13 protein-coding genes and 1 tRNA gene are annotated in these 14,351 nt (G+C 47.5%); 6 read left to right on the forward strand and 8 right to left on the reverse strand.

Annotated features, from left to right (window positions below):
• The coding region (locus LZ23_RS07135) for an Hpt domain-containing protein (protein WP_045212828.1) at nt 1–623 on the forward strand (623 nt) is incomplete at its 5' end.
• A 109-nt stretch (nt 624–732) separates the two neighbouring features.
• Here the strand turns inward: LZ23_RS07135 and LZ23_RS07140 are convergent.
• The 7 genes from LZ23_RS07140 to LZ23_RS07180 form a co-directional block, all read right to left on the reverse strand.
• Nucleotides 733–1,173 carry a hypothetical protein gene (locus tag LZ23_RS07140; RefSeq protein ID WP_045212830.1) on the reverse strand — a complete coding sequence of 147 codons (441 nt, stop codon included), beginning with the start codon at nt 1,171–1,173 and terminating at the stop codon, nt 733–735.
• Nucleotides 1,174–1,200: 27 nt separating this feature from the next.
• Nucleotides 1,201–2,991 (reverse strand): AAA family ATPase, encoded by a 1,791-nt coding sequence (locus tag LZ23_RS07145; RefSeq protein WP_045212831.1) that lies wholly within the window; start codon nt 2,989–2,991, stop codon nt 1,201–1,203.
• A gap of 196 nt (nt 2,992–3,187) precedes the next feature.
• Nucleotides 3,188–4,819 carry an alpha/beta hydrolase gene (locus tag LZ23_RS07150; protein WP_045212833.1) on the reverse strand — a complete coding sequence of 544 codons (1,632 nt, stop codon included), beginning with the start codon at nt 4,817–4,819 and terminating at the stop codon, nt 3,188–3,190.
• 190 nt (nt 4,820–5,009) lie between these two features.
• Nucleotides 5,010–5,345: a hypothetical protein gene (locus LZ23_RS07155; RefSeq protein WP_157493125.1), complete on the reverse strand. Its 336-nt coding sequence runs from the start codon at nt 5,343–5,345 to the stop codon at nt 5,010–5,012.
• Nucleotides 5,346–5,858: 513 nt separating this feature from the next.
• Nucleotides 5,859–6,137, reverse strand: coding sequence for an SEC-C metal-binding domain-containing protein (locus LZ23_RS24955; RefSeq protein WP_232300433.1), 279 nt, complete (start codon nt 6,135–6,137; stop codon nt 5,859–5,861).
• A gap of 48 nt (nt 6,138–6,185) precedes the next feature.
• Nucleotides 6,186–6,554 (reverse strand): UPF0149 family protein, encoded by a 369-nt coding sequence (locus tag LZ23_RS22415; protein ID WP_052507189.1) that lies wholly within the window; start codon nt 6,552–6,554, stop codon nt 6,186–6,188.
• 1,471 nt (nt 6,555–8,025) lie between these two features.
• Nucleotides 8,026–8,118, reverse strand: a tRNA-Ser gene (locus LZ23_RS07180).
• Between the two features lie 228 nt (nt 8,119–8,346).
• Between LZ23_RS07180 and alaC the strand changes: the two genes are divergently transcribed.
• The 4 genes from alaC to LZ23_RS07200 all read left to right on the forward strand — a co-directional run bounded on the left by alaC (nt 8,347) and on the right by LZ23_RS07200 (nt 12,630).
• The gene (gene alaC, locus LZ23_RS07185) at nt 8,347–9,519 is read left to right on the forward strand and encodes an alanine transaminase (protein WP_045212842.1); all 1,173 of its coding nucleotides are present in this window, start codon (nt 8,347–8,349) and stop codon (nt 9,517–9,519) included.
• Nucleotides 9,519–10,811: a homoserine dehydrogenase gene (locus tag LZ23_RS07190; protein WP_045212844.1), complete on the forward strand. Its 1,293-nt coding sequence runs from the start codon at nt 9,519–9,521 to the stop codon at nt 10,809–10,811. Before alaC ends, LZ23_RS07190 begins: the two co-directional genes overlap by 1 nt.
• Nucleotides 10,811–12,001 carry a cofactor-independent phosphoglycerate mutase gene (locus LZ23_RS07195; protein WP_045212846.1) on the forward strand — a complete coding sequence of 397 codons (1,191 nt, stop codon included), beginning with the start codon at nt 10,811–10,813 and terminating at the stop codon, nt 11,999–12,001. Before LZ23_RS07190 ends, LZ23_RS07195 begins: the two co-directional genes overlap by 1 nt.
• 197 nt (nt 12,002–12,198) lie before the next feature.
• Nucleotides 12,199–12,630 (forward strand): acyl-CoA thioesterase, encoded by a 432-nt coding sequence (locus LZ23_RS07200; protein WP_045212848.1) that lies wholly within the window; start codon nt 12,199–12,201, stop codon nt 12,628–12,630.
• Nucleotides 12,631–12,799: 169 nt separating this feature from the next.
• Here the strand turns inward: LZ23_RS07200 and LZ23_RS07205 are convergent, their stop codons facing one another.
• The gene (locus LZ23_RS07205; protein ID WP_045212850.1) at nt 12,800–13,516 is read right to left on the reverse strand and encodes a hypothetical protein; all 717 of its coding nucleotides are present in this window, start codon (nt 13,514–13,516) and stop codon (nt 12,800–12,802) included.
• Nucleotides 13,517–13,560: 44 nt separating this feature from the next.
• Here LZ23_RS07205 and LZ23_RS07210 point away from each other — a divergent pair, with 44 nt between their 5' ends.
• On the forward strand, nt 13,561–14,340 hold the full coding sequence (locus tag LZ23_RS07210) for a lipopolysaccharide kinase InaA family protein (RefSeq protein ID WP_045212852.1): 780 nt from the start codon (nt 13,561–13,563) through the stop codon (nt 14,338–14,340).
• Nucleotides 14,341–14,351: the final 11 nt, after the last annotated feature.

Below are 14,351 nucleotides of genomic sequence, written 5' to 3' on the forward strand. Positions count from 1 at the left end.
AACCCATAATGCCTGAAAGTGCAGAGTCTTTGCCTCGGATGCCTGGTGTGAATACCAGCCTTGGCCTGTCTAAGGCTTCAGGTAATCAGGCTCTGTATACCGGAATGCTTGGCAAATTTCAGAACAAGTATCTGGATTCCATCCAGCAGATAGAACGTATGCTGCAGGAAAATCAGCTTCAGGAGGCTTTACGTCTGGCCCACACCCTAAAAGGTACAGCTGGCAATCTGGGTATGCAGGAGCTTTACAAGGCTGCAGCGGCTTTGGAACAAGGCATTAAAGGCCAGGCCCGGGACCTGAATCAGTTGTTTGCCACAGCCAGGTCCAGCATGAATACAGTACAGGAGTCTTTGCAGAAAATCCTGGCCTCTCCCCCCCACCATCAGCAAACTGTAGAACCGGGCACAGTAGACATTAAACAGGCTGCAGCCCTGGTCCAGGAGGCATCCATGCTGCTGGACGAAAACATCAGTCAGGCCATGGAAAAACTGCAGGAGCTATTGCAGATGCCGGTGTCTTCTGATTTGCAGACCAGACTGCAGGAGGCTTACAGACTCGTGGAAGAATTTGAAACTGACGAGGCCCGCAAAGAGCTGGAAGAAATTGCCGCTGACCTTAATTGAGCAGTGCGCAGCTGATGGTATAACAGAACAGTTCTTGGGGCTGGCAGCCATTTTGAGTCAGACCTCAGCACGTTTACCCTGTAGCTACATTTGAAAGCTCTAATGTCAATTACTGTATTGTAGGATTGTGAGGCACAACTGTAACTCCTTTTCTTGGAAGCTTGGCTGCCCTGAATCTTACAAACGAAGTGTTGGGATCTTCTCCCATGCTCTGGATAATAATGACCATTCCTATTTGGAGCTTAGCATAATAGAAGAAGCTTGAAGGCTTTCCTCCAAGAAAAAAAGGGCCGTGGTAAAAGTCGAACTCTTTATTGTAGGTAATCAACATATTGGTAATTTTAGCATCCGGCCTTACAAACTGCTTGCCGACCTCTTTAAGGACCTGCTTCATCAGTTTATCTTTTACTAACTTTCCTGCTGACATAAAACTTCTGTCATCAGGAAAGTGGTCGAGAAAGTATTTTCCCACCTCAACGATGTCCACTGCATTTTGAAGCAGGTCGCTTAATTCTTCGATTTTTCTAAAGTAATCTGGTTTTGCTTTCATGTTCATAATCCTTGTAATAGTTTACCATCAAGGCCCGGAATAGACCTCTTCCCACCATATCCTCTCAAATCCAAGGCTGACCACAGCATAACCGCGCAGTCGCAGGTGGTCGTGCTTCCTGCTTAAGCTCTCCATGTTCCTGCGCACCTGTTCCCTGGCCTCGGCCATGGCCTGTTGCATGAGCTTCATGGACTCAAGCTTTTCTCTGTCCATGGTTCTAACTTCTTCTCCGCCTGTTCCAGCGTCCTTGAGGCTGACGAACTTGAACTCCACAAGTATGTCCAGAATTTTGTATTGCCGTGCGTCAGGGCGGATAATCATGGTCAGGTCCGTCCGGCCTCGTTCAATCTCTAATTCTGAATCCATGACGTATAGATTGTCGTTGTAGAGCAGGGTGAGAAAAGCGGTTTTTACAGTCAGTTCATTGGCCCAGCGGTAGTCTGCAGTGTGAAAAACCTTGAAATACTTCTGCTCTATGAACCGACAGATGGGATCCATATCGCCTGTCTGATAAAGTTTTTCAGCAGCCCATTTTCCTTCATCTCTGCGTATGGGGTCAGGCAGAAGCATTTCAGCGATCTGCTCCACATAAAGCTTTCGTATTACAAGATTTGGCACCCGCAGGATCAGCTTGCCCAGATCTGTCCTGCCCTGTAATGAAAGCACTCCGAAATAGTAGAGCAGCGAAACCATGAAGCTATTGTCCTTGCTCTGATCCCTGAGCATATCCCGCATGCCGAACCTGCTGACAATATCATCAACTTCTACTACATAGCCATCCGTAGTCAGGTCCAGCAGCAGCTGACCACCACCTGGAATTTGAGAAATATATTCCAGCTTGCTGCGGTCAGTGGCCATATTATCATCCAGCATATTGCGGGGATAGGTACATTCCTGTTCCAGGGTATCAAGAAAAAAAAGTGCCAGTGTGGGATTGATGACCATGTTTCTGGCATCAGGGCTGAACAGGTAGCCATCATACCAGATTTTAATCATGGATGCTGCACCAAGGCCTGCACTTTCATCAAAGCCGCAATCTTCTGCAACTGCTTCAACTGCCTTCTGTGTTTCTAATAATGTAAAACCGCAAAGATCATTATGCTGCTGGTTCAGGTAAATATTTCTGGCAATATTAAATCCGCTGGTGATATCACTCATAACCACCGGCGAGACTCCGGTAATAAAAATGCGGTCAATAAGCGACTGGCTGGTGGCTGACTTGACAGCCTTAAACAGTGTTCGCAAAGGCCCTTCCTCAAAGACCAATGCCTCATAGCGGCGCTTGTTGTCCATGGCTGCCCCCATCATAACTTCATTGGCGAAATTATCATATTCGTCAATGAGCAGGTAAAGAGGATGACCGCTCATGCGCAAAGAGTAAACCAGTGAATCTATGGAACTGAGAGCATCGTCGGGATTGATGTTTACACTCTGAATATCAAATTCTTGATAATACTTCAAAAAACCTTCAATGCGAACATTGATGTGATTATGCAAAGCCCGCTTTATCTGCTGGACATTCCCTGTAGGGTCAACACATGAAAAATCCCACTGCAGAATAAAATATTTATTGCGATAAGGGGTAGGATTCTTTCCTATGGATAAATGTCCAAACATATCATCAAAAAGATGAGCTGAAGCCAGGTCATAATAGTTGAATAATGTTGAAAGGAGCAAAGTCTTGCCGAATCGTCTGGGGCGAATAAAAAGCTGGTATTTACCATGCTCCAGCAAGGGGATGCGGCTGGTGCGGTCAGCGTAAAAGTAGTCACTTAAAGTAATCTCTCGAAAATTGGATATACCATACGGAAACTTCATAATCAGCCCTGGGTTGCCTGTTATCTCTTAATTGGGCTCCATTTTGATTTTAATTCTTCAGCCTTCAGCCTTTTTAGCCTTCAACCTTCAACCTTCAACCTTCAGCCTTCAGCCTTCTAAGCCTTCAGCCTGTATAACCACAACTTAACGATTCTTGTTGAATTTGGGTTGTGGGCACAGCCGGCATTAACAATTGCTATTTTATTTCACTGAAATGTTCGCGCAAGAGCGACAAGGCATCATCATCCCAGCCTGGCGGCTCTGTTAATGCCACCCAGGCATCAAAATAATGTTCTGCAGCATATTCATGGCCGTAGCCTGGTGGAGATTTTCCAGCTGCCATATCAGCAGCAAGCTGAAGCATGGTGATAATGGGGAACCAGCGCAGGTCCGAGGACACATCCGGGCCGCGAGGATCCCGCATCCATGCAGGTTCCTGATAGAATGAATCCGGAGAAAAAAAAGTGATGGGATCGCTGGCATACTGCAGAAACGCAATACGAAAGTCGCCCCAGGGGGCTTCACCCTGATCTAACCCCCCTGCCTGGTTGGCAAACCGAACCACAGAGTCATCCCGGAAGCTGGGCAGCCACTCCGGCGTGCCGGGCCGACGGCGTTGAGTTATATCTCTCCATGTGTCCATCCGGAAAGGCGGGCCAACCCAGAGAGCACCATTGAAAGGATCATCAATAATATCGTAGAAATCAAAGGAGCGATCCAGATTCATGGCACCCAGGCTCAATCCAAACAAATAGAGGGCAGGTCTTTCGTTCTCCGGCAAGTCACGCCAGCGGCCATAAACAGCCTCAAACAGGGCACGGGTACTCTCTACTCCATAGTTGCCGTCAGCCACCACCGATAATGGGCTTGGCAGATAGCTGTACTGAGCAGCAACACTGGCCACATCACCCCGGTGCAGATACTCTAAAGTATCCACCCCTGCCGGATCAATCCAGCCAGTGCCAGTGGGAGCAATGAGTACCAGCAGGGAGCGATTGAAACCGCCAATCCGCTCAAGCTCGGCCAGAGCCAGGTCGGCTCGCTCCTGTGGTGTTTCAGCAGCATTCAGACCAACGTAGACTCTCAAAGGATCTTTTGTCTGCTCTGTTGTAAACACTGCAATATCCTGTGCTGTAGGGCCACCCGCTAAATAACGACGGCCCTGTCGCCCCATGGTTTCCCAGGAAATCAGCGACTCCGGGCTGCCAGCGCGCAGGGCATCCTGAGGCTGGGACTGTTCGGGTTCAATCAGGGCATCAACCTGTTGATGAGAATAATCTGCGCTTCTCAAAAGTGATGAAAAAAGAACTCCGTTCATCATGGCCCAGAAAAGATAGAACGACATGAGCAAACCAGTCACCACAGAGACCCTGTGGGGCACGACACGGCGTAAATGGTGCGAAAAGAATTTTCTGATGGCTGTAAATAGCTTACCCAGTGCCAGCAAGCTTAGAAACACCAGCACTGCCACCAGACCAACCCACAGTGCCCGCACACCCGGGACTTCCTCCATGCCCATGAGAGCGCGTATATCATTCTGCCACTGACTGGCCTGCAGAAGAAAACTGATGGCCAGCAAAGCGCAAAGACTTGCAACAACAGCATGAATGATGCGCTGAATGCGTTTTGATGGGCAAGGCAGCTCAAAATAGCGCCACAGCACACAACCAAGTACACCGGTTGCATACCCGGCAGCCATGGATAAGCCTGAAATGATACCCTGAACAGTATCCCCACGGGGCACCAGGCTTGGAGTCAGGGAGAGCGCAAAAAAAGAAGTGCCCACAAGCAGGCCGACGGTTGAAAAATAATGTCCAATGCGAATCATGGCCAGACCTTTGTTTGAAAGCGGATCTAACGCAACAGAGAAACAAATTTAGTAAGTTGCTTGCCCTGCATGGTTTTGGGCAAGATCAGAACATCTGGACAGCCTGATAACAGATTTGATGGTATTGCAGCAAAATCCAGATCCTGTGTGGTTTAAATGCTTTAACGCAAATCTGCGGGAAGCTTCAGCCTCAGGGACTGGTCATCACTTTTATTGCTTTTAGACTCTCTCTTGTCTCAGGCGATAAATTTTCAATGTGCTCATCTTTCAGTATACCGTGAAACTGAAGATGTGTCAGCTTCATCAAAAAGCTTGACCGCTTAAAATCATTGAAGCAATCTCCAACAATCCGGTCTGATTTTTCAATGTGCCGGTACAGGGCAATGTATTTATCATACTCAGAACCCTCACCCTGTCTGAGGATGTCCATGGATTTACTGTTGATCCGGGTGCACAGGGAGCAAAGTAAATCATTTTTTATTTTACGTATGTACTTCCAGTCTCTCTCTGGTGGCAAAAAAGCCATTTCTTCACTCCTTATTCTGATGTATCTGTTTAGCGCTTTTAAGGAAAGCAGGGGACAGGCACTCCGGGACCCACTTGAGCATCAATTTGTGCTCAAAGTGACTCATTTTTGGCACAAGTGGGTCCCGGAAGAGCCAGTCCCCCTCCGGGCTGTATCCCTCCGGGCAGGAAGCCGTGCCACATCCAAAGCGTTAAACAGATACATTCTGATTGAATGATTTATCTGAAAAAAGCTGCGCAGCAAGAAATTCAGCCAAAAATATCTTCATAAACCGCAAATGTTTACCACTATCCAAATTTCGTGGGCCTGAGCACAAAAAAGGGCTACATGTGGCTGGAGAGAACTCTCCAGCTTAAAAAAAATCACCTGCCCAGAGCATTGTTTTGCAAATTTCAATCATAAATTGAAATATGCATGCATTTTTCAAACAGATAATTCGATATTCTATTCCTGAGAGCAAGGTTTGCACCATTTGGCTCGTCATGTTTTATGCGCCTGCAGCCTCAATAACGCTTAATTCATGCCGCAACATTTTTTAAATTTTTTTTCGCTGCCGCATGGGCATGGTTCATTTCTTCCGATTTTGCGGGCTGACCGCTTTATTGTTCCGCGCTGTTCCTGTTGGAGACGTGAAGCATTTGATTTTCTTTGCTGATCAAAATAATCATAAATCTTGGGAACACCTACAGCCAGAGTGGTCAGTATTTCTTTTCGCTCGTCTGAAGGGATAGGGCCTGGCCATAGCTTGGAATCAGGGTTTTGTTCGTTAGCAAGCAGCAAAATTGGAATCAAGGCATATGATTGGTCATCGTCTTCAATATACGCATGCCAGCCATCTCCTCACAGATTAATGCCAAACAGAAAGCCGGAAGCCCAGTCATTGCCAATGTATCCTTCCTCATGTTCAAGCATGAAAGGAATGAAAACATCGTTATTATCAAGCTGACTTATAATGGAATTCCAGTGCCTGAGAATCAGTCCCGCATACTTTTGGGCCTGCTCAGCTGTTTCAAATTCACGTTCCTCTCCCCAGATATAGTGCAAAAAATCACCGGGCATGACCAGCTCCGGTGAACAGACAATCGCTGCCAGAAAACCATCCATCATTTCAATGTTCATGGACTCTGGACCTTCACCAAGAAAACCTGCCAGTTCTTCCAGCTCATGATCCGAAAGCTGCTCATGACCAGATTGAAGTAATTCGCTCATTATAACCACCTTCTTAGGTCTTTTTTACCTTGAATTTTCCTCTCCAAACTCACGAAGATTTTTAGTATCATTTCATTAGATTGCCATATTCACTCTGAAAAAAATTATACCCAATTCTCAAGTCACGTAAAGAACGCAGTGTCTCATGACCATTTTCAGCCATTTTGCAAAATTCTGCTTTTCTTTTCAACTTACAAGTAACTAGAATCGTTTTGCTAATAAATTCAGATGGTTACAATTTTCACATTTTTATGATTTTTGCTTATGATTCATGTACATTTGCCAGCAAAGTTCCGTCAAAGATGGGAACTTTGAGCCTGGCACAGCTTCCTGCCCGGAGGCTTACAGCCCGGAGGGGGACTGTCCCTCGCTGTGTAAATTTTGTCATTAAAGCCAATTTCTTCCAGGGACCAATGCAGCATCAAACTTTTTTATAGTACCTCGCGGGGACTGTCCCAATTTCCAGAAAAGTGACAGACTCGTAAAGTTACTCACACGTTCGGTCCCGGTCCGCCCGGGTGAGGAGCTTCTAAGTAACCAGAACCAAATTAGCAATAAATTCAGAGCATTATGTCTTTACCATACAGATTGCTCCGGTCTCTCAGGCTCCCTCGTGGGTGACAGGTTTTCAGCAACCACATCCCAGACACTTCAGATGTCATTGCGAGCGAGTTTTCGAGCGCGGCAATCCCTAACGCGTAAAGGCTGATTTTTTAGTTACTCACAAGTTCGGTCCCGGTCCCCCCCAGGTGAGGAGCTTACAAGTAACTTCAAAAAAACTGGACCCCGGATCAAGTCCGGGGTGACGGTTAAAGCAAGCTATTACTCTTTATCGTCATTCCGGCGAAAGCCGGAATCCAGGCTTTTCCTTGTTCTCAAGCTCCAGCCTGGGAATGAGGGGTAATATTTTTACTTATGATTGATTCTCAATCACCAGAAAAATTCCGTCAAAGATGGAAACTTTGCGCTTAGCACAGCTTCCTGCCCGGAGGCTTACAGCCCGGAGGGGGACTGTCCCTCGCTGTGTAAATTTTTCCATTGAAGCAAATTTCCTCCAGGAACCAATGCAGCATCAGTCTTGTTTGTAGCACCTCGCGGGGACTGTCCCAATTTCCAGATATGGGACTGTTCTTCAAGGTGGAGGCGGCTTCCAGCCGCCTGGAATTAAATAGCCTGCAGGATGCAGGCTCCACTATAAAGACAGTTACTCACAAGTTCGGTCCCGGGGACCCTGTGAGGAGCTTCTATGTAAGTACCATAGGAGGATAAAGTAAACTGTGCAGGCGCTGACCACATATTCTGGCTGTTAATCTTTTGGGAAAGCAAGTGACCGGATTATGCTGGCACTGTCCGCACAATCTATGATGTATCAATAGGATTTCAGTGGTCATTTATAGACTGCTAAAATAGCAGAAAGGATCTTTGTAGAGCGATTTGTGGGCTTTATAATATCAGGGGGTGGACAGGTAAATGGCGGAGAGGGAGGGATTTGAACCCTCGATGGACGGTTAAGCCCATACACGCTTAGCAGGCGCGCGCCTTCAGCCAGCTCGGCCACCTCTCCTTAACTCAGCGGGCAAATATGTAATAAGCCCTTGCGATAAGATCACAAATTATCTAAATCCCTGATTGCCGTCAACCATATTATTTGACATTTGTCCAAAATAAAAACTATTATCATAAACAGGTTGCTGCATTTGCCAGGGAATCATGGCTGCTGCAGCGGATAATATGCACTGGTGCTGCGGTTTGACTAAAACTGATTTTTATTATTCTCAAAAAGGAGCTCCATATGTCCGAATTCGCCAGAATAAACCGACTCCCTCCCTATGTCTTTGCCATTGTTAATGAACTGAAAATGCAGATGCGCCGTCAAGGCGAGGATATTATTGACCTTGGCATGGGCAATCCAGATCTGGCAACCCCTAAACACATTGTCGACAAGCTTGTGGAAGCTGCCCGGAAAGAAGTCAATCATCGCTATTCAGCCTCGCGCGGGATTCCCAATCTGCGCCGGGCCATTTGCGACTGGTATAAAAGGCGCTACAACGTAGATCTGAACCCTGAAACAGAGGCCATTGCCACCATGGGTGCCAAAGAAGGACTGTCACACCTCGCTATGGCCATGCTCAGCCCCGGGGATGTAGTTTTTTCACAGGACCCAACCTACCCCATTCATCCTTACTCAGCCATCATCGCTGGTGCAGACGTCAGGAGAATCCCCATTGGACTGGACCGCGATTTTTTCGAAGATCTGCTTGTAGCTACAAGACAGACCTGGCCTCAGCCCAAAGTCCTGATTATCTGCTATCCGCACAATCCCACCACAGCTACTGTGGACCTGAACTTTTTTCAGAAGATTGTTGATTTTGCAAAGGAACATAAGATCTATGTAATTCATGATCTTGCTTATGCTGATCTTTGTTTTGATGGATATAAAGCACCCAGCTTCCTCGAGATACCCGGTGCCAAAGACATAGGTGTTGAATTCTTTTCCCTGTCCAAAAGTTATTCCATGCCGGGCTGGCGCATGGGATTCTGCTGCGGCAACTCCACCCTGGTCAACGCTCTGACAAGAATCAAAAGCTATCTTGACTATGGCATATTTCAACCCATTCAGATAGCCTCCATCATTGCCCTCAATGGTCCTCAGGATTGTGTCCAGGAAATCGTGGATATCTACGAAGACCGGCGCAACGCTCTCGTGGAGGGTCTTAACAGAATTGGATGGGCAGTGGAAAAACCCAAGGCTACCATGTTTGTATGGGCCCGAATACCCGATGAATTTAAGAAACTCGGGTCAGTGGAATTCTCCAAGCTTCTGCTTCAGGAAGGCAAGGTGGCTGTATCACCGGGTCTTGGCTTTGGTCATTACGGTGATGATCATGTGCGATTTGCCCTTGTAGAAAACAGACACCGCATCAATCAGGCCCTTCGCGGCATTAAAAAAGTTCTGGGGGGATAATGGATAAAGATGTAATCAATCTGGCTCTGGCAGGTTTTGGCACTGTAGGAACCGGACTGGCCAGAATAATCCAGGAAAACAATGAATGGATTGAACGAAGAATCGGCAAAAAACTGGTTATAACCAAGGTCCTGGTTCGGGATACTTCCAAGGTCAGATCTTTTATTCCCGGACCTGAGACCAGATTCACCGACAATCTTGACGATATTCTTGAAGACCAGGAAACCGATATTCTGGTGGAACTTATGGGCGGTACGGAAATACCCCGCAAGCTCATTGAGGCTGGCCTCAAAAGCGGCAAACATGTTGTTACTGCCAACAAGGCCCTGCTGGCTGAGTACGGCAATGAACTTTTTGCCCTGGCTCATGACCAGAATCAGGGGCTTTATTACGAGGCCAGTGTTGCCGGAGGAATACCCATTGTACAAACCCTCAAGGACAGTCTGGCGGGCAACAAAATCAAATCCATCACCGGCATCCTCAATGGCACAGCCAACTTTATCCTGAGTGAAATGACTGCCAGGGGCCATGATTTCAGTGAGGCCCTGAAGGCTGCCCAGGATCTTGGCTATGCCGAGGCTGATCCTGCCTTAGACATTGAAGGGATGGATGCAGCGCATAAGCTGGTCATACTGATACGCCTGGCCCACGGAGCTGATTATCCCCTGAAAATTCTTCCTGTTCAGGGAGTATCCAAGGTTCAGGCAACAGATATATCGCTGGCCGGTGAATTTGGTTATGTGTTGAAACTGATCGCCCAGGTACGGGAAAAATCAGGCCATCTGCAGGCAGGTGTGTTCCCGGCCCTTTTGCCCAAAAATCATATTCTGGCCAAGGTGGATGGCCCCTTCAATTCCATCCTTCTCGAAGGCAATGCAGTGGGCCCCATTATGCTTTACGGTCAGGGTGCCGGCGATCTGCCCACAGGAAGCGCTGTTCTGGCCGATATTATGGCGCTGGCCATAAGTCATGCCCAGATTAATAATACCGGGTTCAGGGAAAGGACATTACCTTCAGCGAGAATCGTTGAGCCTGACCTTGGTGTTTCTGAGCACTATTTCCGCATGACAGCCTTGGACAAACCAGGAGTTCTGTCAGCGGTTACCGGGGTCCTGGGAGAGCATAACATCAGCATAGCCCAGGCAGTGCAAAAGCCCGGACCTCAAGGCAAGAACGTCCCCATAGTCTTTCTGACTCACAGGGCACAGTTAAAGGCCATAAACTCAGCACTGAAGGTTATTGATGAATTTGATTTCATCACTGCGCCAACAGTACACTACAGGATTTTGTGATGACCAAGGTTCTTATGCTTGTAGCCGACGGCATGGGCGACTGGCCCATCCCTGAACTGGACAATCAGACCCCCATGGAGGCAGCTGAAACTCCAGCCATGGACTCCCTGGCCGCATTATCTAAGGTTGGTCTCTGTCAGACCATACCACAGCAGATGCCTCCGGGATCAGATATCGCCAATATGGCTCTGCTGGGCTATGATCCGGTTAAATACCATACCGGACGCGGACCAATAGAAGCTGCGGCTCAAGGCTTGAAGCCGGACTCCGACGATCTTGTATGGCGCTGCAACCTGGTCACCCTGGCTGGACAAGATGAAAATATGGTTATGCGTGATTACTCAGCAGGGCACATAACATCAGAGGCATCAACTCCTCTCATGCACAAACTGCAGGATCAAGCCGGCACACAGGAATTCACCATTCACCCGGGTGTGCAGTACCGCCACCTTATTGTTCAGAAAAACGGCATGAATACTTCAGCCAGAGATATCCAGATCAGACCTCCCCACGACATCCTTGATCAGCCTGTTTCCCCGGACATGGTTCAATATCAGCAATATCTGCCTTTGTGGGAAGTTGTAAACAAATGCAACCACTTGCTTGCTACGGAATGCAGCCCTCACAAGGCCAATGCTGTCTGGCCATGGGGACAGGGTCCGCCTCTAAGCCTGCCCTTGTTTACTGACAGGTATGGTCTTAGCGGTGCGGTCATTTCCGCGGTGGACCTCATTAAGGGGCTGGGCCTGGCAGCAGGGCTTAAAGTACTGGACATACCAGGAGCCACAGGTCTGCTGGATACCAATTATCAGGGCAAGGCCCAGACTGCCATGGATTTTCTGCAGCATGGCGATTTTGTTTTTGTACACCTTGAGGGTCCTGATGAATGCGGGCATATGGGTTGTGTGGAGGATAAGGTCGAGGCCATATCCAGATTTGACCGTTTCATTGTCAACCCCTTGCTTAATCACCTGCAAGGCTCGGAATTTATTATGATCATCTGCTGTGATCATCTGACTCCCATCCGCATCAGAACGCACTCTCGAGATCCGGTACCATTCCTGGTCTACAGCAGTATGATCCAGACTACAGGGCCTCAAGTATTTTCAGAGAAAGCAGCCAGGTCGACTGAAATCCTGGTGGAATCAGGACATGATCTTCTGCCCCTGGCCATTGAAGGCAGGATTTAGATCTTAGGTAATAGTTTAGCCCTTTTTTAAGGAAAGTAGGGGACAGGCACTCTGGGCCCCACTTGAGGATCAACCGATGATTTAAACGTTTCACTTTTGAGACAAGTGGGTCCCAGAAGAGCCAGTCCCCGTGCCACATGCAAATGACTAAACTATTACGACCTTAGCAAAAATCTTAACCTGCAGGATATTTGATTTTGCAAAATCCTTCTTCCAATTTTCCAGTGCCTGAAACCTGGCATCCACACCGGGTATCTTACGGTGAAACCGATGCCATGGGAGTTGTTTATTATGCCAACTATCTGCACTGGTTTGAAATATCGCGCAGCCAGTATATAAGAGATCGGGGAATAAGCTATGCCCGCATAGAAGAACAGGGCATCTATCTTCCGGTAACCAGTGCATACTGCCGCTACTTTCGCCCGGCTCGCTTTGATGACCTGATCTATATCAGGGCAGGCATCAGCAACTGGCGCAGGGCTTCGTTTACTTTTGATTACGAGGTGACTTGTGAAGACAAAAAGGTGGTTCTAACTGCAGGGCAGACAGGCCATGCCTGCGTCAATACCAGAGGCAAACCAGTTAAAGTTCCTGACTGGTTAAGGGCAATGTGTGAAAAGGTGGACTGAAACAGGCGAAGCAGGCTTTGCAGCAACACGGCTGGAAAAACTGCCAGTAATTGGAGTCATTTCAGGCTCAGGGCTGGTAACAGTTTAGCCTTTTTACAGGTAAGTGCCTGTCCAGGGTGGCCAAGGTAATAATTAACGCAAAGTGTCGCTGCAGTGTGAGCAAGTCATGCTAATTGCTGTAATGCTGTTCAACGCTTTCAAGTCCGCAGCGCACCCTGCTGAGCATATCTCTGGAACTGCAGCCCACAACGCTATTAAACCAGTGTGCATGAACGCCCACAATTCTTAATGGCATCTGCCTGATTTTTAGTATACGTGCTGCATAAAAACGATGGTTTCCTGACCAGCTTTTATACAATTGTCCCTGAGGACCAACAATAGCTGAGCCCGTATCACCGGCCTTATTTTTCTGGTAACCTTGAGTGCTCATACTTTCTACAAGATCTAGAACATAGCACTCAAAAAAGTTTGCCACATGGTCGGCATTGTACATTACCATATGCTTATGCTTAACAAAACCCTTGCGCCTTATTTCATTCATCATGGTCTGAAACCATAAAGAATTTTGTGGATTTCTGCGATTCTGCACAAAATCTTTCATTTTTTTGTACTTGGATAGCAGTTCGATTCTGCGCGGTCTTCTAAAGAAAACATTCGGAATCACAAAAGGGTCCATTGCAGCCAGCTTCTGCTGAATATGAGCAGAAGCAGCAGGAAAAGGCTTCAAAGTTGTTTTCAGAAACTTGGCTGGGTACTTGATGACCGGCCTGTTGGTTCCCACGTCTGCCTCAACCTTTACTGGATTGATTATGATCTCAAGCTTAGAACCCAGACCGGAAAAAATATAATTTTTGGTAATCAGATTTGGCACCAGAGTTACTAACATATATCCTGACAAAGCATACGAAGTATAAAACAGGTTTGCGTTTTATGGGGCAAAAGCGCTTCCTGGCAGACATAACCAGCCTGATCAGCGGCTGTTCGCCAGCAGATCCTGGCCTTGTCCCCCCCCTGAAGAAGCTCAGGATAATCAAGCACACACCCAACCTTATCCTGACAGGTGAACTTCCTTCCTGCTCTAAAAGTCCGCGTACTCAGTACGTAATAAAAATATTCAGGCACCGGGGCATCCTGTCCTGGATAATCAGCCCGTTCAAAGAGTCCAAGGCGTTTAAGTCTTACAAAACCGCCATCCGCCTGGTTCATAGCAGCCTTGCAACACCCAGTCCCGTTATTGCAGTTGAGTCAAGAAAGCTCGGTTTTGTAACCGTTAGCAGTTATGTAACCCTGGCTGTTGATAATTGCATCGTTCTCAGAAAGTTTATTAAAGAGACCTGCCCAAAAGATCCTCTGTGTGATGAAGTGCTTGAACTGCTGGCAAATTATGCCTTGGACATGCACGATAACGGGATATGGCACCGGGATTTCAATTTGAGCAATTTTTTGCTTACAGGAAGTCCGGGCAGTTTTGAGCTGAATATCATTGACCTTAACCGGGCAAAATACTTTTCCAGTCTAAGGATCTGGCATAGAGCCCTGGACCTGGCCAGGCTGGATTTGTACCAGCACCAGGAAAAGTTTTTCAAGATGTACTGCCGTGACCGATTTAAATTTAAGACAATGCTGGCCATAGCCCGCCTGGCCAGGTCAAGACGGAGCCTGTGGCGCAATTTCATCAACAAGGCACTTCCCAACCGCAAAAAAAAGTAAAGGTCTCCAAG

The organism is Desulfonatronovibrio magnus (genome assembly GCF_000934755.1).
In the GTDB taxonomy this organism is placed as follows: domain Bacteria; phylum Desulfobacterota; class Desulfovibrionia; order Desulfovibrionales; family Desulfonatronovibrionaceae; genus Desulfonatronovibrio; species Desulfonatronovibrio magnus.